This is a genomic window from Undibacterium sp. WLHG33 (assembly GCF_049544815.1).
Lineage (GTDB): Bacteria > Pseudomonadota > Gammaproteobacteria > Burkholderiales > Burkholderiaceae_D > Undibacterium.
On the sequence record NZ_CP186697.1, the window covers coordinates 2,491,293 to 2,514,315 of the forward strand.

Below are 23,023 nucleotides of genomic sequence, written 5' to 3' on the forward strand. Positions count from 1 at the left end.
TAGCGATGTCATCGCGGTGACTTGTTATATTTGATTTCCTTTCACGCATCGCCATTTTCAGCTGCGTACGCGTCACCCCGCTTGTGTCTGCCCGCGGTTCTGTCCGCGGAGATTGCGCCATCACCTCAGAATCAAAGATATCAAACCGAAAGAGCACTGTCATGAATCAGTCAAGTAACTCCCGTCAGAATGCATTAATTGAAGCGCTCAATCGCGTGCAGGCGATTATTGAATTTGATCTGCAGGGCAATATCCTGCATGCGAATGAATTGTTTCTTGCAACGATGGGCTACACGCTCGACGAAGTGGTCGGCCAGCATCACAAAATTTTTTGCGAGCCTTCTTATGTCAGCGGCATAGGATACAGCCAGTTCTGGAGTAAGTTAGCCAAGGGCGAAACCTACACAGGAGAGTTTCATCGTTACGGTAAAGACGGCAAAACGGTCTGGTTACATGCGTCTTACAACCCCATTATGGGCGATGATGGCAAGCCAGCACGCATCGTCAAATTTGCGAGCGACATCACCGCAGAAAAATTACGACGTGCGAACGATGAGGGAAAAATCAATGCAATCGACCGGGCGCAGGCGGTGATCGAATTTTCGCTCGATGGCAGAGTATTGGCCGCAAACCAGAATTTTTTGCAGATTTTTGGTTACGACATCGAACAAATAAGGGGTCAGCATCACCGCCTCTTTTGCACGCAGGACGAAGCGCGTTCTGTCGAATATCTGAATTTCTGGGAACGTCTCGGGCGCGGAGAATTTGATACCGGTGTGTATCGCCGGCTCGATGCGCATGGCAAGGATGTCTGGATACAGGCGTCATATAACCCTGTATTTGATCCTGACGGCAAGCCTTATAAGATCGTGAAGTTTGCGACTGACATTACAGACTTACGCACCAGACAGGCGGAATCTGAGGGTAAGCAGAATGCAATCTCGCGTTCCCAGGCGGTGATTGAATTTGATTTACAGGGAAATATTCTGTCAGCGAATGCAAATTTTTTACGTACTTTTGGTTTTACCGAACAGGAAATCATCGGCCAGCACCACAAAATTTTTTGCGAAGCCGCGCTGGTCAAATCGCTCGAATATCGCCATTTCTGGGCGGATCTGGCAGATGGCCGGTTTAAAAGCGGTCGCTATAAACGGATAGGAAAACACGACGCTGAAGTCTGGATACAGGCGACCTACAATCCTATCCTCGATCTTGATGGCAAGCCATATAAAGTCGTCAAGTATGCGGTGGATATCACGGAACAAGTGGACAGAGAAAACCTGATTTCAGAGAAGGTCGAATCGATCACGCACATACTCGATGAATTGTCGGCGTCGATAGACAGCATTTCCAGAAGTTCCGCGCATTCGAATGAGTTAGCACAACGCACCCAGCAACATGCCGCTGATGGCAGCGGCGTGCTGAAACGTTCGCAAGAAGCGATACAGGCGATACAGACTTCATCGAATGATATTAACGAAATTATCAATACGATTGCTGATATCGCCAGTCAGACAAATTTGCTGGCGTTTAATGTGGCGATAGAAGCGGCGCGTGCCGGTGAACAGGGACTGGGCTTTTCCGTGGTGGCGGAAGAAGTCCGTAAGCTGGCAGAAAAATCGACGCTGGCGGCACGTGAAATCGCCAAGCTGATCACGCAGACGGTCATACGGGTCGATGAAGGCGGGCGTTTGTCAGAACAGGTTGGTGATTCGTTTGCGCGGATTCTCGATTCTATGAATAACACCACGCAATCGATCGCTGCGATTCACGGTGCAACCAGCGAGCAGGCCGATGCGACCCGCAACGTGGTCAGGCTGCTCAATGAATTGAATCAGTCGACGGAGCGTCTGTGAATTCGACGCCGGCCTTCGCCTCGGCATCGCTGAACCGCGCGGCGATCAGCCAGAACAGCCAGAACATTGCATTCTGCCGGCTCGGCGATCTGCGTTTCGGTGTGCCGCTGACAGATGTGGTACAGGCGATCCGGCAGCCGCCGCAACTGACGCTACTGCCACGTCGCGATCACGCGATCGCCGGAATGTTTGTGTATCGACAGCAGACCATACCTTTAATCGATTTACGGCGCTGGCTGCCGTGGCCGGATGAACGTAGCGAGCTGCCTGGACAGATATTGCTAGTGCGACGCAATGCGCATCTGACCGGTATTGCGATTGATCAGGTAGATGGTTTGCAGCGCGTCCCTGTCAGTCAGATTCAGCGCGTGGTTCAGCGTGAGGATGACGAAGAATTGTTTCACTCGACCGTCAGTATTGCCGCTGCCTCAACCAATACAGTGCCGCATGCATTGTTTGAGCTTGCCGGGCAGGTGCTGGCGATTCCCGCCAGCGATGTTGCCGCTGTGATTCCTATGCCTGTCGTTACAAGGATATTGGGACGTCATCCGGCGTGGCTGGGCATGACCATCTGGCGTGAACGTGATGTGCCGGTCTTGCGTACGATGGCGGCTTTAGGTTTGCCGCCGCAAGCGGAAAGCGGATCAGCACAAGAAAACTTACTGGTGATACTGGGCAGCGAAGGCCGTTATGCCGGTGTGCCGGTGCAGGCCGCGCGCGCGGTGATGCCACTCGATACCAGCGCAGCGCAAACGGCTGCCAGCGCCGGTTTACCTGTCAACACCGTATTAAGCGGCGTGTTCCATACGTCTGCGTCGGAGCGTCTGTTGCTGATAGATGGCGCGGAACTGGTGAACACCTGTTCCCTGAGTGCGCTGAGCCAGAAAGCCGGGACTGACGAACAAGACCAGCAAAACCAGCATTCAGATCAGCGGAGTCAGGCAGATCAGGATGCCGCGTTACAGGCGCATGTTGTGGTGCAGGGGGGACAGGCCTGGGCGCTGGGTATGCGTTGGCTGGAAGCCATCGTTTATTTTCCGGTGCAGTTCGATACGAATACCGCGGGACACCCGGCACAGTTAGGTAACTTTATCTGGAATCAGCAGAGCATACCCTTGTGGGATTTGCGCATGCTGACCAATCAGACACCAACGCCGGACAGCCCGGAACGCCGAGTGCTGATCATGCGTATCGATGGTGTGCTGATCGGGCTGCTGGTTGAGCAGTTGCTGATCCTGCTACCCGCCAGAAGCGGCAAAGTTGCGGCATTCGGGCGACGTCAGACAGGTGTTACTCAGATCATCACCATTCGCGATGACGATCAGGAAAAAACTTACAGCATCCTCAATCCGGCAGAATATGTACCTTTGCGACAAGCATTGGCGTGCTGAGAGCTCACGCACAAGGGCTTTAGACGTGTCCGCCACTGCCTGTTATGAAGCGTTGTTTTCGCTGTGAGCACGACGGCAATATGGATCGTTATGTTCACCAGCTATTTGCAAAAACAGGGGAGTATCTGCCAATTTATACTGATAGTCAGCATGAAATAAGGGCTTTAAAAAATACTCCCCCCAGTATATTTTCAATAAAAAAGCTTGATTCAGCGATCGCCAGAGCCTTGCCGGCACGATGTTAATCCGGTGATCTGGCATCGATGTTTGAGTCAGATCACAACGCTGTCCATTGCTGCTCGACCAGCAGGCTGTCACCGGAATAAATCCTGCCGGTGAACGTTGCGCCGCGTTGCACTGGTCCCACGCCTTTCGGTGTGCCTGTCATCAGGATGTCGCCATCATTGAGGCTCATAAAACTTTGTATCGATGCCAGTAATTGTGCAGGTTTAAACAGCATCAGCGGTGTGCCGCCATGCTGTACGAGCTGCCCGTTGATCAGCAGTTCCAGTCGCAGTGCTTCCAGATTGCCGTCAAAGCGCACGAAGCGGCTGAACACTGCCGAGCCATCAAAGGCTTTGGCTCGTTCCCACGGTAAGCCTTGTTTTTTCAGGCTGGTCTGCACCGCACGACGGGTCAGATCGAGACCGAAGCCGACCGCATCGATTTTTCCATTGTGCAGCAGGAAGCTGATTTCACCTTCGTAATGAATATCGTCGCCATCCGAGTGCAGGTCGTCAGACAGAGCTGAATTTGGTTTGACAAAAATCACAGGTTCGGTCGGGACTTCATTATCGAGCTCGGCGATGTGTTCGACATAATTGCGGCCGGCGCAGACGATTTTGGATGGAACGACGGCCTGATTTTCGCGTATTACGGTATGCATGTTGACTCCTGAATGTCTGCCGTCAGAGCGGGCAGTGTAGATGATGCAAGTGATTTGTTTAGCGCCTTGTACGGCGCTGAATTGTGATGATTTGGCGTGTATCTGAACGATCGCGGTATCAGCGTTGTGCCAGCGCGAGTTTGGCGGCGAGTAAGGCAAACACCGCCGCGGCGCTGCGATTGAGCCAGCGCTGTGCTTGTGCTGAGCGGCGCAAACGCTGACCGACACTGGCGGCGAACCAGGCGATGGTACCGAAGGTGATCAGCGTCGCGACGATGAAAATAGCACCAAGCTGAAAAAACTGCGGCGCTATCGCTCCCCGTTCCGCAGACACAAACTGCGGCAGCAAAGCGAGGAAAAATAACACGACTTTAGGGTTCGTCAGATTCATGATAATGCCGCGTAAATACAGTTGCGCGGGGCGCATAGCCGGTGCGCTGCTGTCTGCCGTATCGCCGACCGGAGCGTGATAAGCGCCCCACGCAAGATAGGTCAGATACGCCGCACCGATGAATTTCAGGACCAGAAAGGCGGTGGCTGAAGCGGCAAACAGCGCGGCCAGCCCCATTGCGATAGCGCAGGTGTGAACAACGATGCCGGTACTGAGACCAAACACCACCAGCATACCGGCTTTGCGTCCCTGCGTTGCCGATTGCATCAGCACGAACAGGTTATCGGGGCCGGGTGTCAGCCCCAGTAACAGCGAAATACCAAAAAAAGTCAGTGCGGTTTGTAAAGTCAGCATGGCATCATCCGGAAAAATGCACAAAGGCAAACAGACATTATCTGCGATTTGCCCTGAACCGGCTATCTGCCGCGATACTGAAATTACACAGAGTGACGGCGTCTTTCGGGATGGGTCAGAACCCGTCCGCTGGTGAGCGGATCCACATCATGTGCCTGCAGGTATTCCAGAGCGCAACTGGTACCATGAGTCTGTTGCAGACGCAGGGCTGTTTCCACATAATCCGCTGTGCGCAGATCGCGACGCTGGGTGGTGATTGTGCTGGCATCATTCAATGGTGAGACAGGCGCAGGAAATGCTGTAATAACATGGTGTTGCATGACAGACTCCATAATCAGACCAGCCGCGATATCTTCCTCATGCCTTGCTGCCGGCATTCATCCTACATACAACTGGCGATAGTAATGAGATTACTGTGAAGGGGCGGATCATTCTTCAGTGGTATCAGTGCCGCCATCGCTATTATAAATCCATCAGTCGCAGTAAGATTGCGCGATATCAACAGTGCAGGCAGCCCCCGGTCTCAGCGCGGTGCTGCTATGCGGCGACGTGGTCGCCGCGGCAGGCGGAACCGGCGCGGCTGTTACAGCGCGGTGCGCAGCGCAAATAATTCCGGAAACAGCACCACATCCAGCATTTTGCGCAGATAACTGACGCCAGCCGTGCCACCGGTGCCGGTTTTAAAGCCGATAATGCGTTCCACCGTTGTCACATGACGGAAGCGCCAGATGCGAAATGCGGTCTCCATATCCACCAGTTTTTCTGCCAGCTCATATAAAGACCAGTGCAGTTCCGGCGCACGATAGACTTGCAGCCATGCCTCTTTGACGGATTCGTTGGATGTCGTCGATTGTGTCCAGTCGGCTTGCAAGCGCTCAGCATCAATCGCCAGCCCTTGCCGCGCCATCAGCATGATGGCTTCATCGTAAATTGATGGCGTGTGCAGTGCATCGCTCAGCGTGGCATGGACCTCCGGTTTGCTTTCATGCACGCCCAGTAAAGCCGCATTCTTATTGCCGAGCAGGTATTCCAGTTCGCGGTACTGATGCGATTGAAAGCCGGATGATGCGCCGAGGTAAGGGCGGATTGCGGTGTATTCACTCGGCGTCATGGTGGCCAGCACATCCCAGGCATGCACCAGCTGATCCATGATGCGGGCGACGCGTGACAGCATTTTGAACGCAGGCGGTAAATCATTATTGCGTATCTGTACCCGCACGGCATGCAACTCGTGCAACATCAGCTTGATCCAGAGTTCGCTGGTCTGGTGCTGGACGATAAACAGCATTTCATTATGATTCGGCGAGCGCGGATGTTGCGCCGTCAGTATCTGATCCAGCCCCAGATAATCGCCGTAACTCATATCATTCGAAAAATCCATTTGCGCGCCATGCCATGACATCGGGCATTTGCCTGCGCTGGTATTGTCGTTACTCATCGTATTCCTCATTTTTTATCGTTGCTGTTGCGTGGTCTGCTGACTTGTCTGCCCAATTGTCTGCTCGGTGTCTTTATCGCCGCTGTGATCAGGTCACGGCATGGCGTTTGGCATGCAGATCGTAATCTTCGCGATCAAGGATATCGCGCAAGCTGGCAACGGCGTCCCAGACATCGACATAACGCACGTACAGCGGTGTGAAACCAAAACGCATGATGCCCGGCTCGCGGTAATCGCCGATTACGCCGCGTTCTATCAAGGCCTGGATAATCGCGTAAGCATGCGGATGATGGAAGCTGGCCTGGCTGCCGCGTTGCTGGTGTTGACGTGGCGTGACCAGTTCCAGCGGATGTGCGGCGCACTGACTTTCAACCAGCGCGATAAATAGGTCGGTCAGTGCCAGCGATTTTTTGCGTATCGCCTGCATCGTGGTTTGTCCGAAAATATCAAGTCCACAGCCGACCAGCGCCAGCGACACCATCGGTTGCGTGCCGCACAGCGCGCGGCGAATATTGGCCGTCGGCTCAAAATGTGGCTGCATCGCGAACGGGCTTGCATGCCCCCACCAGCCAGACAGCGGGTGCTGAAATGCAGCCTGATGGCGTTGCGGTACCCAGATGAATGCGGGCGCGCCGGGGCCACCATTCAGATATTTATACGTGCAGCCAACCGCGAAATCAGCCTGCGCTGCGTTCAGTTCCACAGGCACCGCACCGGCAGAATGCGCGAGATCCCATAAGGCCAGCGCGCCATGCTGATGTATCAGGGCCGTCACCGCTGTCATATCGTGCAGATAACCAGTGCGGTAATTCACATGCGTCAGCATCACCAGTGCCGTTTTTTCATTGATGACCTGCGGCAGCTCGTCAGGAGTATCGATCAGTTGTATCTGATAGCCGCGATCCAGCCAGCGGGTAAGACCTTCGGCCATGTAAATGTCGGTAGGGAAATTGCTGCGCTCGGTGATGATGACTTTGCGTTGCGCATCGCCAGACTGCATCTGCAACGCCGCGCTGATGGCTTTGAACAGATTAATGGAGGTCGAATCGGTGACGACCACTTCATCTGCCTGCGCGCCGATCAGCGGTGCGAGCTGATTTCCCAGTGTGGACGGCAGATCGAACCAGCCCGCTTTATTCCAGCTTTTGATCAGATCGGTGCCCCATTCCTGCGCGATCACTTCCTGCGCCCTTTGCAGCGAGGCTTTCGGGCGGGCGCCGAGTGAATTACCGTCGAGGTAAATAACACCATCCGGCAAAAGAAATTCATCGCGTAACGCGGCCAGCGGGTCTTGCTGATCAAGTTGCTCGCAGGCTGCGCGGCTGTGGGCTAGAGTCATATTCATCTCCTGAAAATAATAGTGAGCGCGTTGATGCGCTCGTGTTTTTTTTGCATCGATTAGCGTGTGGATTTATCGCAGCGCTCTGAGCACCGCCCGCACCGGGCTGGCATCGAGTCCGGCGAGTTTTAAGGGCAGGCAGATCAGTTCGTAATCGCCCTCCGGCACTTCATCAAGAACGATGCCTTCCAGAATCGCCATCTGATGCTGCTTCATGCGCAGATGTGCATCCAGCGTTTTGGATTCCTGCGGATCGAAAGAAGGGCTGTCGATGCCGATCAGCCTGACACCATGCTGCGCCAGCAGATCGATGGTTGCCGGGGCAATACTCGGGAAATCCGCATCCCATTGCATCAGCGGCGCCTGCAGATAGGTGCGGAATAACACGCGCGGCGGCAGATTGTGCAGATAGTTGCTGACGTGCTCGGGCAATACCTGCGCCACGCCCAGACTGTGAATCACGCGGCAGGCACCGATATAAGTCTCCAGCGCGACCTGATCAATGGATTTGCCATCGACATCGTAATGCGAAGGCGCATCGCAGTGCGCACCGGTGTGGGTGGACATCGTGATCTTGCTGACTTTGACCGGACAGCCATCGGCAATTTGCCAGGTGGTTTCAGCGCTGTAAGCACTGTCGCCCGGCCAGACCGGAATGCCCGGTTGTATCGCCGGTGTGATGTCCCACAAGCGGGACATTTCAGGCATTTCAGACAGATCAGACATGGCAAACTCCTTAACAGAACAGGCAGAGATTTTATGCCGGATTGCTTGAATAATTGTTGCAAATCACAATATCAAAAACGGTGTCGGTAGAATATACTGCGAATAAATGAAGTTTATTTGACGGAAATTGCGAATGTGCGTTTGTGCATCGCGCAAATGCACCAGAAAACAGGAAACCCATGCAACTCGACGCGACCGATCTGAAAATTCTCGATTACCTGCAAACCGATGGTCGTATCAGCAATCAGGAATTGGCTGACAAAGTCTTTCTGTCGCCCTCATCCTGCCTGCGGCGTGTGCGTATGCTGGAAGAGGCTGGCGTGATTCATCATTATTGCGCCGTGATCGACACCGAAAAAGTCGGGCTGGAGGTGGATGCGTTTGTGCAGGTGACGATGCGGCGCGATGTCGAACAATGGCATGAGAGTTTTTCGCAGGCCTTGCAGCAGTGGCCGGAAGTAACCGGTTCCTACATCATCACCGGTGACGCCAATTACCTGCTGCGTGTGCGCGCCCGCAATCTCAAGCATTACTCCAGCTTCGTCCTTGAACGCCTCTATAAAACCACAGGCGTGCTGGATATCCGCTCGAACATCGTTTTACAGACGCTGAAAGATACCCAGCAGATTGATACCGCTCTGCTCGCAGAATAAGGCAATTTCAGGGGGGTATCTTTGATTTTCGCCTTATTCTCAGCATAAACAAAGGGCTTTTAAATATACTCCCGGGAGTATATTTTCGCCTCCGGAAGCTGTTTTACAGGTTTATTTACTCTGTAACAGCGCTTTCAGGATTCCTGCTGCCGGGCCCTGATTGTTCCAGGTCTGGGTCAGATCAAGATCACCGTTGGTGCTGACCAGGATCAGGATGTGACCGTTTTGGATATCGAGCAGATTCAGGATGCGCACCCCGGCAATCCAACCCTGGCGTTCGACGATAGTGGTCGGTTTGCGTTCATCGGCACCTTTGAACGGATAGACCCAGACGCCGAGCGCGCCGCCGGTGGCATTCGGTTTCAGCATCTCAGCGCGGGCGGCGGGCGTCAGCAGCTTGCCTGCAATGAAGGCGCGGTCAAAGGCGAGCAAGTCTTGTAACGTGCCATACGACGAACCTGCTGCGCCGTAACTGGCGAAATTCACTTCCGGTTCAGCTTTCCCACCCAGTGTGCCGTGCACATGCGCCGGATTGTCCGGCATCGCAGCGTTGTACATGCCGGCATTTTTCATGCCTGATGGTTGGAATAAACGCTGTTGCAGCAATTGGGCAAATGCTTGCCCGCTGATTTTTTCCAGTAGCGCACCGAGCACAAGATAATCGCAGTTGTTGTAATCAAACGTGCTGCCGGGCGCACTATTCATTGGCCCTGCGCAGATGCCGCTTGCGAAGGCCTGCATATTGTCGCCCTGATTAGCATTGCGCATGTGAAACGTCGGCTCGGCGTTTTCATTGTAAAGGCCGGAATAATGCGTCAACAGCTGCCGCAGCGTGATCTGGCGCGCCTGCGGATTTGGATAATCTGGCCAATACTTTCCCAGCGGCTGATCGAGTTGCAAACGCCCGGCATCGACTTCCTGCAGTATCAGTATCGCTGTCATTTGCTTGGTGATCGAGGCGAAACGGAAGGGGCGTTGCAGATCGCCAAAGTCGGCGCTACTTTTTTGCACCAAGATTTTATCGCCGCGTGCTGCCAGTATCGCACCGCGGAAACCGCTGGCAAACAATTGGCTGGCGGCGGCATCCAGTGCATCAGGCTGTTTCGCTGCGACATTCTGGACGGATAGCGCACTCAACAGACTCAGAACGATGAGGACGCTGCTGCGCAGGAAGTGACTCAGGTGACAGAGGCGGGGCATAGCTCAACTCCGGGAACAGATCAGAATCCGCAGTGTAACAAATCACGATTAAAACGGAAGATTGTGCAGTGCATGAAGGCGCTCGCGATATAATGCCGCACCATGAATTTACTGAAAACTCTTGCTTCTATCAGCGGCATGACGATGTTGTCGCGTATTACTGGCCTGGCGCGCGACATTCTGATTAACAGCCAGTTCGGCGCGAATGCACTGTCCGATGCATTCAATATCGCGTTCCGTATCCCGAATCTTTTACGTCGTTTATTTGCCGAAGGCGCGTTCGCGCAGGCCTTTGTGCCGATTCTGGCTGAATATAAAGTCAGGCAGGGCGAAGAAGCCACCAAGGCACTGGTCGATCATGTTGCGACACTGCTGACCTGGGCTTTGCTGCTGACCTGTGCTGTCGGCATCGTTGGTGCGCCAGTGATTTTGTATTTTGCTGCGAATGGTTTGTTAGACCGTCCAGACGTCTTTAACGCCAGCGTGGTGATGACGCGCATCATGTTTCCTTACATCGGTTTCATGTCGATGGTGGCGCTGGCTGGCGGCATTCTGAATACCTGGCGCGAATTCAAAATACCGGCTTTTACGCCAGTGATTTATAACCTGACCTCGATAGCCGGATCTTTGTGGCTGTCACGATTTCTTGAGCAACCGATCTATGCGCTGGCGATTGCGGTGTTCGTTGGCGGCGTGCTGCAAATGGCGATCCAGATTCCGGCCTTGGTCAACATCGGCATGTTGCCACGCATAGGCTGGCGGCCGCATACCGCATGGCAGGACGAAGGCGTGCGTCGCATTGTGCGCAATATGCTGCCAGCGATACTCGCCGTGTCGGCGTCGCAGATCAGTATTCTGATCAACACCAGTCTGGCTTCCAAAATGGTGGCGGGCAGCACCAGCTGGCTGGCCAGCGCAGATCGTTTAATGGAATTTCCAACCGCGCTGCTGGGCGTTGCTTTAGGGACGATCTTGCTACCGGGTTTGTCCAAAGCGAATGCTGATGGCGACACAACGGAGTATTCGGCGTTGCTCGACTGGGGCCTGCGACTCACTTTTCTGTTGGCGATGCCCGCTGCAGTGGCGCTGGCTACCATTCCCGAAGCGCTGACCGCTACCTTGTTCCATCATGGCAAATTCGATGATCATGCGGTGCAGATGACTTCGCATGCCCTGATTTCTTATGGCATCGGTCTGATTGGTCTGATCGTGGTGAAAATTCTGGCACCGGGTTTTTACGCGCGGCAGGATATACGCACGCCGGTCAAAATCGCGCTGACCGTAATGATCGCAACGCAATTGCTGAATCTGGTCTTTGTGCCTTTGTTTGCACATGCCGGACTGGCTTTATCTGTCGGGCTGGGCGCTTGTGTTAATGCGCTTTTGCTGTTTGTCGGCTTGCGTCGCCGCGGTATATTCCATCCCCAAAAAGGCTGGCTGATGTTCCTGATTAAACTCGCTGCGGCATTAATGCTGATGGCCGCGGTATCGTCTTGGATATCAGATCAGATACCCTGGCTGGCGATGAAACATACGCCGTTGCTGCGCGCCGGTGCTTTGTTCGTGCTGATACTGATATCGGCGGCGGCGTATTTCGGTGCGCTGGCGGTGATGGGATTCCGCCCGAAAGATTTCAGGAAAACAGCGAAGGTTTGAGTGTTTCTCCGATAATAAAAAAGGGATGCCGCGGCATCCCTTTTTTATTACCTCTGAATACAACTTACACGACGAAATGGCAAACGTAATCAAGAGTTTCCAGCGTTTCGATTTCGAAGCTGGAATTGGCAGGTACCTGGAATTGCTGGCCGCCTTCGTAGGTTGACCATTCACTGTCGCCTTTGACGCGGATACGGCATTTACCTGCGTTCAGCTCCATGATTTCAGCCGCACCGGTATTGAATACCAGGCTCGACGGGAAAATCACACCTATGGTTTTTTTTGTGCCGTCCGCCATTAATACTGTGTGGGAAACACATTTGCCGTCGAAGTAAATATTCGCTTTTTTGACGACGCTGACCTGGTCGAATTGAGTTGTCATGTTGTTCTGTTCCAAAAAAACAGCCCGCGTAAAAAGCGGGCTGAGTTGTATTGATAAAAGCAGGTGTATTTCCTGATTACTGACCGCGTTTTGCGCGGGCATTTGCTGCAATACGCATACGCAATGCGTTGAGCTTGATGAAGCCACCGGCATCCGCCTGGTTGTAAGCGCCGCCGTCTTCATCAAAAGTAGCAATGTTCATGTCGAACAGAGAATCTGTTTTGGAATCACGCGATACAGTGATCACATTGCCTTTGTACAGCTTCACGCGTACCCAGCCATTGACCGTTTGTTGTGTGTGATCGATCAGGGTTTGCAGAGCGATACGCTCTGGTGCCCACCAGTAGCCGTTGTAAATCATGCTGGCGTAACGTGGCATCAGATCATCTTTCAGATGCGCGACTTCGCGATCCAGCGTGATCGATTCAATTGCACGGTGTGCACGCAGCATGATGGTGCCGCCTGGCGTTTCATAGCAACCACGGGATTTCATACCGACATAACGGTTTTCCACCAGATCGAGGCGGCCGATACCGTGTTTGCCGCCCAGACGGTTGAGTTCTGTCAGCACTGCGGCTGGCGACATGCGTTTGCCATTCAGAGCGACGATATCACCGCGTTCAAATTCGATGTCCAGATATTCTGGTGCATCCGGTGCTGCTTCCGGGCTGACTGTCCAGCGCCACATCGATTCTTCGGCTTCCGCACTTGGGTTTTCAAGGTGACGACCTTCAAAGCTGATGTGCAGCAGATTCGCATCCATGGAATACGGCGCGCCACCGTTTTTATGTTTCTGGTCGATTTCTATGCCAGCGTCTTCTGCGTATTTCATCAGTTTTTCGCGTGACAATAAATCCCATTCACGCCAAGGTGCAATGATTTTCACGCCTGGCATCAGTGCATAAGCACCGAGTTCAAAACGTACCTGGTCGTTACCTTTACCAGTCGCACCGTGCGAGATCGCATCGGCACCGGTTTCTTTGGCGATTTCGATCAGACGTTTGGCGATCAGCGGACGGGCAATCGATGTGCCGAGCAGGTATTCACCTTCGTAAATCGTGTTGGCACGGAACATAGGGAAAACGAAATCGCGCACGAATTCTTCACGCACGTCATCGATATAAATGTTTTCCGGCTTGATGCCGAATTTGAGCGCTTTGGCACGTGCCGGTTCCAGCTCTTCACCCTGACCCAGATCGGCTGTGAAGGTCACGATTTCGCATTGATAATTGTCTTGCAGCCATTTCAGAATGACAGAGGTATCCAGACCGCCAGAGTAGGCAAGGACGACTTTTTTAATATCGCTCATAGTGTGCTTTCAAAATGTACTATTTAAAACGTGAGTGCTTGATCCGGTTCAGCTGATTTCGCCGACAACCAGATATTCTAATAAAGCTTTTTGTACGTGCAGGCGGTTTTCTGCCTCATCCCAGACCACAGATTGCGGGCCGTCAATAACACCGGCTGAGACTTCTTCGCCACGGTGAGCCGGCAGACAATGCATGAACAGCGCATCCGGATTAGCGCGCGCCATTTTTGCTTCATCCACAATCCAGCCGTCAAATGCTTGCAGACGCGCCTGATTTTCGGCTTCGTAACCCATGCTGGTCCAGACATCGGTATTCACCAGATCAACACCGGCACAGGCATCGGACGGATTGTCGAACAAGGTGTACTGCGATGGATCTGCGCTGACCAGCGACATATCCATGTCATAACCTTTCGGTGTCGAAATATGCAGATGGAAATTGAAGATCTGGGCTGCCTGCAACCACGAATACAGCATATTGTTCGCGTCGCCTATCCACGCCACTTTTTTACCGGTAATCGAGCCGCGATGTTCGATGTAGGTGAACACGTCGGCCAGTACCTGACACGGATGATGCTGGTTAGTTAAACCATTGATGACAGGGACGCGCGAATTGGCGGCGAATTTTTCTATCATCTCTTGCTCGAATGTGCGGATCATGATGATGTCGCACATGCGGGACATGACCTGACCTGCGTCTTCGACAGGTTCACCGCGACCGAGCTGACTGTCGCGCGTGTTCAGATAAATTGCCGCGCCACCGAGCTGATGCATGCCAGCTTCAAATGACAGACGGGTACGGGTGGAATTTTTCTCGAAAACCATTACCAGCGTTCTGTCTAGCAGAGGATGATAGGTCTGATAAGCCTTGAACTTCTGTTTGATGATGCGCGCTCGTTGCATCACATACTCAAACTCGTTAAGTGTGAAATCGGAAAATTGCAGGAAGTGTTTGATAGCCATAAATAAAACCGGCAGCAAGTGAAGCTTGCCGCCGCCTGTTATAACTGCTTCATTATAAAGGATTAAAACGGCTTTCCCATATTAAATTCAGAAGATGAGGGATTTGAAAATAATTTTGTGGGTGCTTTTGCCAATTATTTGCGAAAAATCCGCTTTGTCCTCGTCTTGTGGAAATGTTGTTTCGCTGTGCCTTTGAATGTTAATTTTTGTGAATTAGTAAAAAAAAGTAACTCCACTTGATAATCTTATCGTTCTGACATCATTGGTTCACGGTAAGCTATTTATAATGCTTTTGTTTGCGAAATTGATTTCTTCTGAGAATTTGTCGTTAATCTGCCCAGCGACAATGCTGGCGGATTGTTTGAATTGAGTAACATTTACCCGGATTAACTATTATGAGTGCACTTTTAGCCGGACTGACCGTCCTGATTATTGGCGATAGCCATATGTCCACGCCTGATTATCTGATCACTACTCTGCATGATGATCTGATGAATAAAGGTGCAGTCGTTTATTCATTCGGTGCTTGTGGTGTGGCAGCCGGTGACTGGATGGTGAAGAGTCAGTCTTCCTGCGGCGGCGCAGTCCGTATGAAAGATGGACCGGTTGAAGTGAAAACCGGGCAGGATGCGATGACGCGTCCGTTTAACGAACTGGTGAAAACCTACAAACCAAATCTGGTGGTTGTTGTGAATGGCGATACGATGGCGTCTTATTCTCAGCCTGAACTGCCGAAGAACTGGATCTGGCAACAGGTTTCTCGCCTGACCAAAGGCGTCAAAAATAACAATGTGAGTTGTGTCTGGGTTGGCCCGGCATGGGGTACTGAGGGCGGTAAATTCAATAAGACCTATGCCCGTGCTAAAGAAATGTCCGGTTACCTGTCTGAAATCGTGGCTCCTTGTACTTATATCGATTCGCTGAGCCTGTCTAAACCAGGTGAGTGGGGCACGATTGATGGTCAGCACTTTGACGGTGCCGGCTATAAATCCTGGGGCAGTGCGATTGGTAATGCGATTGCCACACCAGCAATTTTGAATTCAATCAAACGTTAATTCAGCTTGTCCGACAGCGCGCTATCAGATGCTGATCTGTGGCGCGCTGATGTTTTCGGCTGGCATGATGCGCTTTGCATTGTTTGCCCCGCCTCTGATTACATACACAGACTCAAAAAATGAAAAAAATTATCCTTACCTCCCTGGCTTCTGTATTGTCTCTGACCGCGTATGCAGATAATCCTTTGTATGAAACCGGACCCGGTCAGGATTCTTCTTTCGTGCGTTTTCTGAATGCCAGCAGTGACAAGGCGCTGATCGTTAACGGTGCCGCAAAAGTCAGTCTGGATATTAAAAATGAGAGCCGTGTTTCACGTTTTTATCCTGTCAAAGCAGGTGAGAAACTGAAGGCCAGTGTGCAAGTCGGTGCGGCTAAAACCAATGTGGAAGTTGTGGCTAAGCCGGGGGAATTTATTACTGTCACCATCCTGAATAAAGGGACGGCGCTTGAAAGCGTGCTGGTGCGTGAAGCACCAACCGATTTCAACGCCATGCGTTCTTCTATTTCTCTGATGAATGTCGACAGCAGTTGCGCTGCCGCCTCGCTGACGGGTGGCGCTAAATCAGCGACGATTTTTGAAGGTGTCAAACCGGCGACAACACAGCGCCGTCTGGTCAATCCGGTGGCACTGACAGTACAGGCGAATTGTGGCACTGACGCTGCCGGTGCAGCGGTAGATATGTCGCAATTGCAAGCTGGTGAACGTTACAGCATTATCGTGATCCCGGCGAAAAAAGGTCATCAGACTTTTTTTGTACGTGATTCAACCTCCTGATCTGGATCAGGACTGTTCTCATGGTATTCGCTTCTCTTGAGTTTCTGACGCTGTTTCTGCCTCTGTTTTTTGCGTTGTATCTGGTTACACCGCAGCAGTATCGTAATCACACTTTGCTGTTCGGCAGCTGGCTGTTTTATGCATGGTGGACGCCGAAATTCCTGCTGCTGATTATTGCGCTGACCATCCTCGCATGGGGCGCTGCCATTCTGATTGACAGAACCAATGATGAACGCCTGAAAACGCGGGTCATGGTGGCAACTATCGTCCTGAATCTGGCTTCGCTGGTCTGGTACAAATACACCAATATGGTGGTGTCTTCGCTCAACACCATACTCACGGGGCGGCAGATGCCTGTCATACCGTGGGAAAACCTGATGCTGCCGATAGGCTTGTCTTTCACCGTGCTGCACGCGATTTCGTATATCGTGGATGTGCGCCGCAAGACAGTTCCTGCGCAATACAGCTTCATTTCTTTCAGTGCGTATATGGCGATGTTCCCGCATCTGATCGCTGGCCCTATCGTTCGTTATAAAGTGATCGACAAAGAACTACGCGAGCGTGTTTTTTCATTTGAAAAATTCACACTTGGTGCGCGCCGCTTCATGATCGGTTTTTCGATGAAGGTTCTGATAGCCGATACGCTGGCACCGGTAGTGGCACTGGCTTTCGGTTTGAAAAATCCCGGCTTTGGCGATGCCTGGGTTGGTTGTATCGCGTACACGCTGCAGCTGTATTTTGATTTCGCCGGTTACAGTGCAATGGCGATTGGCCTTGGGCTGATGTTGGGTTTTCATTTTGAGGAAAACTTCAATAATCCTTATCTGGCGGTGTCGATACAGGATTTCTGGCGTCGCTGGCACATGACCCTGTCGTCATGGTTACGGGATTATCTCTACATCAGTCTTGGCGGTAACCGTCAGGGACAAATCCGCACCTATATCAATCTGATGCTGACAATGGCAATCGGCGGCTTATGGCATGGTGGTGATAACTGGAATTATCTGATCTGGGGCATCATTCATGGCGGTGCATTGTGCTGTGACCGTGCCTTTACTCAGCGCGGCTGGTCGATGCCAAACTTCGCTTCACGCAGCCTGACTTTGCTGGCCGTGATGTTCGCCTGGACCATCTTCCGTGCCGCAGGTTTCGATAATGCGCTCGACATGTGGGCGGGACAACTTGGTCTTAACGGTATGAGTATCGGTGATGAAATCATTCTTGCTTTGCGCCCTGGTATTTTGCTGACGTTTGCGATCGGCGTGATCTGCGTGATCTATCCCGCAACCCGGATAGCAAAGCAGGGCGGTCTTGGTGTGATGAGCTGGAGTATGGTCTGGCCTGTGCTTACATTTGCTTATGCAGTGATTGTGCTGGCCGGTCAAAAGGCAATTCCATTTTTGTACTTCCAGTTTTAAGAGGAAAACATGAGCGAATCTTTTTCCTTTGATGCAAAAAAAGCCGGGGTTTGGCGCTATGTGCCGGCCTTGTCATTTGCCGCGATACTGACTGCTGGCCTGGTTGCGATGGTTTCGTCTCTGCAAGAGGTGCCTCAGCAGAAGTGGCAAGAGATGGGTGACGTGCAGAAAATTGTTCAGGGAGAGGCGACGCGGATGTTGACGACGCAGCTCAATGAACATTTTTCATGGAGTAAAACCTTTGCTAAATTTGAGCGGGCGGTTCGATGGAATCTTGCGCGCGATGCAGGCCCGAATGTCCGTGTTGGTTGTGATGGCTGGTTCTTTTTGCAGGAAGAGCTGACGACATTTGATGGCGGTGCACAAAACGCCAATGCCCGCGCATACATGGTCGGACAGATTGCGCAAACCCTGAAAAAGCAAGGCATACAACTGGTGGTGGCGGTCGTCCCCGATAAATCCCGTGTGGAACAGCAGCATCTTTGTGGTCTGCACCGGCCAGCGGGCTTTGCCCAGCGTGGCGATGACTGGATTAAGGCTTTGCGCGCAAAACAGGTCGATGTGATCGATCTGTATCCAGCGTTGAACAGTTTCAGTGGCGAGCGTTATTACCGGACCGATTCGCACTGGAGTGAGGCGGGGGCGAATGTGGCTGCGGCAGCGATTGCGAGGCATTTGCAGAGTGCAGGTCTGGTTGATAAGTTCACTGCAGAGCTTCCTGCTGGCGCGGTGAAGACAGTGATCGCAGAGCGTATGGGGGATTTATTCCGTGTCGCTAATCTGGATGGATTGCCGGCTGCGTTACGTCCTGCGATTGAAAAAACGGCGACCAGTACCGTGGCACCGGTTGCGAATAACAGCGACGATTTGTTTGGTGATGCCGGATTGCCCGCGGTGGCTTTAATCGGCACTTCATTCAGTCTGCGCGGTAATTTTGTGCCGTTTCTGAGTCAGCACCTGGTGGCACCGGTGGCGAATCTGGCCAAAGATGGTGGCGATTTTGACGGTTCCGCCACTGCCTATCTTCACAGTAAAGCTTTTCAGCAGGAACCACCCAAAGTCGTAGTGTGGGAGATTCCGGAACGTATGCTGCAAAAGCCGTTCAAGCCCTCCGAGCGCGCCTGGCTGGAAAGCCTGAAGCAGGGCAAGCTGTAATTGCAGCGCTGATTTTTTAGCGCAAAAAATCAGCGCTGAAAAGTCTGCAATCAGTAACCCGCTGTTTGCGCAGACTCATGCACAAGTTGCTCAAACAGCTCATAGCGCATGGGAGCGATACTGCCATCTTTGACTGCCGCCAGTATCGCGCAGCCGGGCTCGGCGTGATGGTGGCAATTGTAGAATTTGCAGTGTCCGAGATGCGGTAAAAATTCCGGAAACGCCCGTTCCAGCATGCCTTCGCTCAGATGATGCAAACCAAATTCCTGAAAACCCGGTGAATCAATCACATACGAATTTTCATCCATCTGATACAGACGGGTGAACGTTGTTGTGTGCTTGCCTGTATCCAGTGCAGCCGAGATTTCACGCGTGGCAATTTCCGCATCGGGAATCAACAGATTGATCAGCGAGGATTTCCCCATTCCTGATTGGCCTATCAGTATCGTGCTTTGGCCGCGCATCAGGTTTTCCATCGTTATCCGTGTGCCTTCAGGATCGGCCTTGGCCGAAACCTCATGTACCGGGTAGCCTAGCTTCGCATACAAGCCGACACGTTCACGCGCTTTCGGCAGTGATTCGGTAACATCCACTTTATTCAGAATCAGATGCGGCTTGATGCCGGAAGATTCTGCTGCAACCAGTGCACGCGAGACCAGATCGTCAGTAAAGCTGGGTTCAGTCGCCACCACAATCAGCAGTTGCGTGAGATTCGCTGCCAGCATTTTTGACTTGTACTGATCTGAGCGGTACAGCAAGGTTTTACGCGGGGTAATGGCTTCTATCACGCCCTGATTTTTCGATGTCAGCGCGAATTCAACCACGTCACCGACAGAGACATCGCTTTTCTTGCCGCGCGTGACGCAATGCAGTTTTAGCAGTTCGCCGTTGATCGTCGCCTGTATCAGGTAATGACGGCCATGTGCAGCGATAACCAGACCTTGTAGATGCGCCATCAGGAAAAACTTTGCTCAAAAATGGCGTCGATTTTGGCGGCGCAGATGAAGTCGTTTTCTGAAATGCCGCCTTTTCCGCCGTTCACCGTATGCGTGTCAAAGCGGATCACACAGCGGTTGTAAGTGACGACCAGTTCCGGATGATGGTCTTCGGCGTGAATCACATACGCAATTGCATTGATGAATGACAGCGTTTCATAATAATTTTTGAACTGATAGGTTTTAACGATGCGCGCACCATCGACTACCCAGCCTGGCGTGGCGGCCAGATAAGCAGGTAATTCCGATTCCGGTAATCCGGTGAAGGTTTCGTGTGATTTTTTTGCGAGCAGGTCGGCAGTTTTAATCATGGTCATTCCTGAGATTATTTTTCACGTTATTCATGAAATTACGCGGCTGAAGATGCTGCCAGCAATTTGTTAATCCGTACAGTCGCTGGTGGATGCGAATCATAAAAAGCAGAATGCAATGGATCTGGCGTCAGGGTAGATGCATTGTCTTCATACAGTTTCACCAGCGCTGCCACCAGATCATTGGCATCGGTATGTTTGGCGGCGAAGGCATCGGCCTCAAATTCATGTTTGCGCGAGCTGATCGAGGTCAGTGGCGAGAACAGGAAGGTGAATACCGGCACGCTCAGCATAAATAAAATCAAGGCCATCGCGTCATTTTTTGCCAGCAGCATAGGTTCAACACCAAGCCCTGTATAAAACCAGATCTGCTCTTTCAGATAGCCCAGCAAGCCCAGGAAAACCAGTGACATGCCAAAGATCACGACCATGCGTTTCACGATATGTTTTAGTTTGAAGTGACCGAGTTCATGCGCCAGTACCGCTTCAATTTCAGCCGGAGCCAGACGCGACAACAAAGTATCAAAAAAGACGATGCGTTTTGATGCGCCAAACCCTGAGAAATACGCATTGCCGTGGGCGCTGCGTTTAGAACCGTCCATCACGAACAGGCCTTTCGATGCAAAACCGACGCGCTGCATCAGACCTTCGATACGCGCACGCAGACCATCATCTTCCAGAGGGGTGAATTTATTAAACAGCGGCGCGATCACGCCGGGGTAAATCAGCATCATCAATAACTGAAAGCCGCTCCAGAATAACCACGCATACAACCACCACAAGGCACCGGATTTATCCATCAGCGTCAGCACCACCCAGATCAGCGGCAGGCCAATCACCGCGCCCAGCAGCGTACTTTTTACTAGGTCGCCGAAAAACAGACCCGGCGTCATTTTGTTAAAGCCGAATCGCTGTTCAAGCACGAATTGCGAGTAATACGAAAATGGCAGTTCCAGCAAACTGCTGATGACGGCAAATGCGGCGATCAGAGCGATCTGATACACCATACCCGGGCCGGTGATCTTGACCAGGGTGACAGACAGCCACTGCAAGCCGCCAAATAAGGTGAAACCCATCAGCACCAGCGCGTTGAATATCAGTAGCACCAGCCCGAGCTTGGTCTTGGCAATGGTGTAGTCAGCGGCTTTCTGATGCGCTGCCAGCGGGATTTTTTCGGCGAATTGCGCAGGCACCTGAGAACGGTGTTGCAGTATGTGGCGAATGTGGCGCGAGCTCAGCCAGAACTGCACCAGCAGTGTGAGCAGCAGAAAGGAAACGAAGAAAACCGAAAAGGCGACTGAAATCATGGGAAAATGTGACATTCGTAAAAAACGCTAAGGAAGAATTATGTCACAAGCGACCGACATTCAAGCAAACACACCGCCTGCACGCCCAAATGAAATGAATCTGATCTGGGTGGATATGGAAATGACCGGCCTGGACCCTGATAATGACCGCATTATCGAAGTAGCCGTGGTGGTCACGGATTCGCAATTGAATGTGCTGGCAGAAGGCCCGGTATTTGCCATTCATCAGTCGGATGAAACGCTGAACAAAATGGATGCCTGGAACAAAGGCACGCATGGCCGTTCTGGCCTGATCGATAAAGTCAAAGCATCGACGATCAGCGAAGCCGACGCAGAGGAGGCCTTGATCGCGTTCCTGAAACCGTATGTGCCAGCCGGTAAATCGCCGATGTGCGGTAACTCGATTTGTCAGGACCGCCGTTTCATGGCGCGCGGCATGCCTAAGCTGGAAGCCTTCTTCCACTACCGCAATCTGGATGTTTCGACGCTGAAAGAACTCTGCCGCCGCTGGAAACCGGAATTATCGACAGGCTTCAAGAAACACCAGAAACACACCGCGCTGGCCGACATCATTGAATCGATTGAGGAACTCAAATATTACCGCCAGCATTTCATCAAGGAATAAGCTGAGTGCGATGCTGCTTCTGCGTAGTTGTGGAGTTGCGGACGTGAGCAGATAGTAGCAGACATAAAAAAGCGACGGTCATTTCACCGTCGCTTTTTTATCGCCTGATTTTTTATATACTCCCAGGGAGTATATGTTTTGGCATAGACGACCTCCTTTGTTTATAAGGAGATGTTCGCTGTTAAATAGGATACTCCCTGAAAAATGGTCAAAAAGGCTGTTTTCAGGCCATTTTCTGCGCAACCAGAAGCTTACACGCCCAGCAGTTCCACTTCAAAAATCAACGTTGCATTCGGTGGAATCACGCCACCGGCGCCGCGTGGGCCGTAGCCGAGGCTGGATGGAATCGTCAGGATACGTGTGCCGCCGATTTTCATGCCTTGTACGCCTTCATCCCAGCCTTTGATTACGTGGCCAGCGCCGAGTGGGAAAGAGAAAGGATCATTGCGGTCTTTGCTGGAATCGAATTTCGCGCCGGCGCTGCCATCGGCATTTTGCAGCCAGCCTGTGTAGTGGACGACAACGTGATTGCCTGCTTTTGCTTCGGCGCCTTCACCGACGATTTTATCTTCGTATTGCAGACCGCTGACGGTAGTAATTGTGCTCATGGTTTCCCCTTCATTTGTCAAAAAGTGGCGCAATTGTAGAGCAAAAACAGAGTCCGGCGCTGTAATCTGCCTAGCGCGCGTTTTTTTCCTGGTTGTACGGAGTTCCCCGTATGAAAGTTGTTGCCTTGATTTTGCTCAATATCGGCTGAAAAGTAAAAAAACAGCAAGCCTGATCTGAGCCGTTGATGACTATGCACGGTAAAATGCAGACTTGATTCATTTATTGGCG

Annotated in this window: 23 protein-coding genes; 9 read left to right on the forward strand and 14 right to left on the reverse strand. The window is 52.1% G+C overall.

Translation table 11 applies throughout. From position 1 onward, the window contains the following. The first annotated feature begins 161 nt into the window (after positions 1-161). Positions 162-1,856 carry a methyl-accepting chemotaxis protein gene (locus ACOTSW_RS11410; protein ID WP_423679214.1) on the forward strand — a complete coding sequence of 565 codons (1,695 nt, stop codon included), beginning with the start codon at positions 162-164 and terminating at the stop codon, positions 1,854-1,856. Further along, the gene (locus ACOTSW_RS11415) at positions 1,853-3,247 is read left to right on the forward strand and encodes a chemotaxis protein CheW (RefSeq protein WP_423679215.1); all 1,395 of its coding nucleotides are present in this window, start codon (positions 1,853-1,855) and stop codon (positions 3,245-3,247) included. Before ACOTSW_RS11410 ends, ACOTSW_RS11415 begins: the two co-directional genes overlap by 4 nt. 277 nt (positions 3,248-3,524) lie before the next feature. Here the strand turns inward: ACOTSW_RS11415 and ACOTSW_RS11420 are convergent, their stop codons facing one another. The 6 genes from ACOTSW_RS11420 to kynB form a co-directional block, all read right to left on the reverse strand. Continuing rightward, positions 3,525-4,133 carry a fumarylacetoacetate hydrolase family protein gene (locus ACOTSW_RS11420; RefSeq protein WP_423679216.1) on the reverse strand — a complete coding sequence of 203 codons (609 nt, stop codon included), beginning with the start codon at positions 4,131-4,133 and terminating at the stop codon, positions 3,525-3,527. A 118-nt stretch (positions 4,134-4,251) separates the two neighbouring features. Then, positions 4,252-4,878, reverse strand: coding sequence for a LysE family translocator (locus ACOTSW_RS11425; RefSeq protein WP_423679217.1), 627 nt, complete (start codon positions 4,876-4,878; stop codon positions 4,252-4,254). An 83-nt stretch (positions 4,879-4,961) separates the two neighbouring features. Further along, positions 4,962-5,198, reverse strand: a complete 237-nt coding sequence (locus ACOTSW_RS11430) for a hypothetical protein (RefSeq protein WP_423679218.1) — start codon at positions 5,196-5,198, stop codon at positions 4,962-4,964. A gap of 263 nt (positions 5,199-5,461) precedes the next feature. After that, positions 5,462-6,316: a tryptophan 2,3-dioxygenase gene (kynA, locus tag ACOTSW_RS11435; protein ID WP_423679219.1), complete on the reverse strand. Its 855-nt coding sequence runs from the start codon at positions 6,314-6,316 to the stop codon at positions 5,462-5,464. 88 nt (positions 6,317-6,404) lie between these two features. Then, positions 6,405-7,655 carry a kynureninase gene (gene kynU, locus ACOTSW_RS11440; RefSeq protein WP_423679220.1) on the reverse strand — a complete coding sequence of 417 codons (1,251 nt, stop codon included), beginning with the start codon at positions 7,653-7,655 and terminating at the stop codon, positions 6,405-6,407. A 72-nt stretch (positions 7,656-7,727) separates the two neighbouring features. Beyond that, positions 7,728-8,354 carry an arylformamidase gene (gene kynB, locus ACOTSW_RS11445; RefSeq protein WP_423682300.1) on the reverse strand — a complete coding sequence of 209 codons (627 nt, stop codon included), beginning with the start codon at positions 8,352-8,354 and terminating at the stop codon, positions 7,728-7,730. A gap of 206 nt (positions 8,355-8,560) precedes the next feature. Between kynB and ACOTSW_RS11450 the strand changes: the two genes are divergently transcribed. Beyond that, positions 8,561-9,034 carry an Lrp/AsnC family transcriptional regulator gene (locus ACOTSW_RS11450; RefSeq protein ID WP_186896709.1) on the forward strand — a complete coding sequence of 158 codons (474 nt, stop codon included), beginning with the start codon at positions 8,561-8,563 and terminating at the stop codon, positions 9,032-9,034. Between the two features lie 111 nt (positions 9,035-9,145). Here ACOTSW_RS11450 and ACOTSW_RS11455 read toward each other — a convergent pair whose 3' ends face one another. After that, positions 9,146-10,234: a serine hydrolase domain-containing protein gene (locus ACOTSW_RS11455; protein WP_423679221.1), complete on the reverse strand. Its 1,089-nt coding sequence runs from the start codon at positions 10,232-10,234 to the stop codon at positions 9,146-9,148. A 102-nt stretch (positions 10,235-10,336) separates the two neighbouring features. On the opposite strand from ACOTSW_RS11455, the gene murJ reads away from it, so the two are divergent. Further along, the gene (gene murJ / locus ACOTSW_RS11460; RefSeq protein ID WP_423679222.1) at positions 10,337-11,890 is read left to right on the forward strand and encodes a murein biosynthesis integral membrane protein MurJ; all 1,554 of its coding nucleotides are present in this window, start codon (positions 10,337-10,339) and stop codon (positions 11,888-11,890) included. 64 nt (positions 11,891-11,954) lie between these two features. Here the strand turns inward: murJ and ACOTSW_RS11465 are convergent, their stop codons facing one another. The 3 genes from ACOTSW_RS11465 to argF all read right to left on the reverse strand — a co-directional run bounded on the left by ACOTSW_RS11465 (position 11,955) and on the right by argF (position 14,544). Continuing rightward, positions 11,955-12,272, reverse strand: coding sequence for a pyrimidine/purine nucleoside phosphorylase (locus ACOTSW_RS11465; protein ID WP_423679223.1), 318 nt, complete (start codon positions 12,270-12,272; stop codon positions 11,955-11,957). A gap of 76 nt (positions 12,273-12,348) precedes the next feature. Next, positions 12,349-13,581, reverse strand: coding sequence for an argininosuccinate synthase (locus ACOTSW_RS11470; protein ID WP_423679224.1), 1,233 nt, complete (start codon positions 13,579-13,581; stop codon positions 12,349-12,351). A 48-nt stretch (positions 13,582-13,629) separates the two neighbouring features. Beyond that, positions 13,630-14,544, reverse strand: a complete 915-nt coding sequence (gene argF, locus ACOTSW_RS11475; RefSeq protein ID WP_423679225.1) for an ornithine carbamoyltransferase — start codon at positions 14,542-14,544, stop codon at positions 13,630-13,632. A 395-nt stretch (positions 14,545-14,939) separates the two neighbouring features. Here argF and ACOTSW_RS11480 point away from each other — a divergent pair, with 395 nt between their 5' ends. The 4 genes from ACOTSW_RS11480 to ACOTSW_RS11495 all read left to right on the forward strand — a co-directional run bounded on the left by ACOTSW_RS11480 (position 14,940) and on the right by ACOTSW_RS11495 (position 18,948). Continuing rightward, on the forward strand, positions 14,940-15,599 hold the full coding sequence (locus ACOTSW_RS11480; protein ID WP_423679226.1) for an SGNH/GDSL hydrolase family protein: 660 nt from the start codon (positions 14,940-14,942) through the stop codon (positions 15,597-15,599). A gap of 119 nt (positions 15,600-15,718) precedes the next feature. Beyond that, positions 15,719-16,375 (forward strand): hypothetical protein, encoded by a 657-nt coding sequence (locus ACOTSW_RS11485; protein ID WP_423679227.1) that lies wholly within the window; start codon positions 15,719-15,721, stop codon positions 16,373-16,375. Between the two features lie 20 nt (positions 16,376-16,395). After that, a complete protein-coding gene (locus ACOTSW_RS11490) occupies positions 16,396-17,793 on the forward strand; it encodes an MBOAT family O-acyltransferase (protein ID WP_423679228.1) in 1,398 nt (465 codons plus the stop codon). A 9-nt stretch (positions 17,794-17,802) separates the two neighbouring features. Next, entirely contained in the window at positions 17,803-18,948 is a 1,146-nt protein-coding gene (locus ACOTSW_RS11495) for an alginate O-acetyltransferase AlgX-related protein (RefSeq protein ID WP_423679229.1), read from the forward strand. 50 nt (positions 18,949-18,998) lie between these two features. Here the strand turns inward: ACOTSW_RS11495 and rsgA are convergent, their stop codons facing one another. From rsgA to ACOTSW_RS11510, 3 genes are read right to left on the reverse strand one after another with little or no spacing between them, the layout of a single operon-like run. Further along, a complete protein-coding gene (rsgA, locus tag ACOTSW_RS11500) occupies positions 18,999-19,904 on the reverse strand; it encodes a ribosome small subunit-dependent GTPase A (protein WP_423679230.1) in 906 nt (301 codons plus the stop codon). Continuing rightward, positions 19,904-20,254 (reverse strand): 4a-hydroxytetrahydrobiopterin dehydratase, encoded by a 351-nt coding sequence (locus ACOTSW_RS11505; RefSeq protein ID WP_423679231.1) that lies wholly within the window; start codon positions 20,252-20,254, stop codon positions 19,904-19,906. The genes rsgA and ACOTSW_RS11505 overlap by 1 nt, the downstream gene beginning before the upstream one ends. A 38-nt stretch (positions 20,255-20,292) precedes the next feature. Beyond that, the gene (locus ACOTSW_RS11510) at positions 20,293-21,561 is read right to left on the reverse strand and encodes a M48 family metallopeptidase (RefSeq protein ID WP_423682301.1); all 1,269 of its coding nucleotides are present in this window, start codon (positions 21,559-21,561) and stop codon (positions 20,293-20,295) included. Between the two features lie 40 nt (positions 21,562-21,601). Between ACOTSW_RS11510 and orn the strand changes: the two genes are divergently transcribed. Then, entirely contained in the window at positions 21,602-22,186 is a 585-nt protein-coding gene (gene orn / locus ACOTSW_RS11515) for an oligoribonuclease (protein ID WP_423679232.1), read from the forward strand. Positions 22,187-22,437: 251 nt separating this feature from the next. Here the strand turns inward: orn and ACOTSW_RS11520 are convergent, their stop codons facing one another. Next, positions 22,438-22,794, reverse strand: a complete 357-nt coding sequence (locus tag ACOTSW_RS11520; protein WP_423679233.1) for an FKBP-type peptidyl-prolyl cis-trans isomerase — start codon at positions 22,792-22,794, stop codon at positions 22,438-22,440. Positions 22,795-23,023: the final 229 nt, after the last annotated feature.

Coding starts and splice junctions, on each gene's coding strand:
- ACOTSW_RS11520 (WP_423679233.1), bottom strand. CDS start 22,794: ATGAGCACAATTACTACCGTCAGCGGTCTGCAATACGAAGATAAAATC.
- ACOTSW_RS11465 (WP_423679223.1), bottom strand. CDS start 12,272: ATGACAACTCAATTCGACCAGGTCAGCGTCGTCAAAAAAGCGAATATT.
- ACOTSW_RS11410 (WP_423679214.1), top strand. CDS start 162: ATGAATCAGTCAAGTAACTCCCGTCAGAATGCATTAATTGAAGCGCTC.
- ACOTSW_RS11505 (WP_423679231.1), bottom strand. CDS start 20,254: ATGATTAAAACTGCCGACCTGCTCGCAAAAAAATCACACGAAACCTTC.
- rsgA (WP_423679230.1), bottom strand. CDS start 19,904: ATGGCGCATCTACAAGGTCTGGTTATCGCTGCACATGGCCGTCATTAC.
- ACOTSW_RS11510 (WP_423682301.1), bottom strand. CDS start 21,561: ATGATTTCAGTCGCCTTTTCGGTTTTCTTCGTTTCCTTTCTGCTGCTC.
- kynU (WP_423679220.1), bottom strand. CDS start 7,655: ATGACTCTAGCCCACAGCCGCGCAGCCTGCGAGCAACTTGATCAGCAA.
- murJ (WP_423679222.1), top strand. CDS start 10,337: ATGAATTTACTGAAAACTCTTGCTTCTATCAGCGGCATGACGATGTTG.
- ACOTSW_RS11455 (WP_423679221.1), bottom strand. CDS start 10,234: ATGCCCCGCCTCTGTCACCTGAGTCACTTCCTGCGCAGCAGCGTCCTC.
- ACOTSW_RS11425 (WP_423679217.1), bottom strand. CDS start 4,878: ATGCTGACTTTACAAACCGCACTGACTTTTTTTGGTATTTCGCTGTTA.
- ACOTSW_RS11430 (WP_423679218.1), bottom strand. CDS start 5,198: ATGCAACACCATGTTATTACAGCATTTCCTGCGCCTGTCTCACCATTG.
- ACOTSW_RS11485 (WP_423679227.1), top strand. CDS start 15,719: ATGAAAAAAATTATCCTTACCTCCCTGGCTTCTGTATTGTCTCTGACC.
- ACOTSW_RS11470 (WP_423679224.1), bottom strand. CDS start 13,581: ATGAGCGATATTAAAAAAGTCGTCCTTGCCTACTCTGGCGGTCTGGAT.
- ACOTSW_RS11490 (WP_423679228.1), top strand. CDS start 16,396: ATGGTATTCGCTTCTCTTGAGTTTCTGACGCTGTTTCTGCCTCTGTTT.
- ACOTSW_RS11420 (WP_423679216.1), bottom strand. CDS start 4,133: ATGCATACCGTAATACGCGAAAATCAGGCCGTCGTTCCATCCAAAATC.
- kynA (WP_423679219.1), bottom strand. CDS start 6,316: ATGAGTAACGACAATACCAGCGCAGGCAAATGCCCGATGTCATGGCAT.
- ACOTSW_RS11480 (WP_423679226.1), top strand. CDS start 14,940: ATGAGTGCACTTTTAGCCGGACTGACCGTCCTGATTATTGGCGATAGC.
- orn (WP_423679232.1), top strand. CDS start 21,602: ATGTCACAAGCGACCGACATTCAAGCAAACACACCGCCTGCACGCCCA.
- argF (WP_423679225.1), bottom strand. CDS start 14,544: ATGGCTATCAAACACTTCCTGCAATTTTCCGATTTCACACTTAACGAG.
- ACOTSW_RS11450 (WP_186896709.1), top strand. CDS start 8,561: ATGCAACTCGACGCGACCGATCTGAAAATTCTCGATTACCTGCAAACC.
- kynB (WP_423682300.1), bottom strand. CDS start 8,354: ATGTCCCGCTTGTGGGACATCACACCGGCGATACAACCGGGCATTCCG.
- ACOTSW_RS11495 (WP_423679229.1), top strand. CDS start 17,803: ATGAGCGAATCTTTTTCCTTTGATGCAAAAAAAGCCGGGGTTTGGCGC.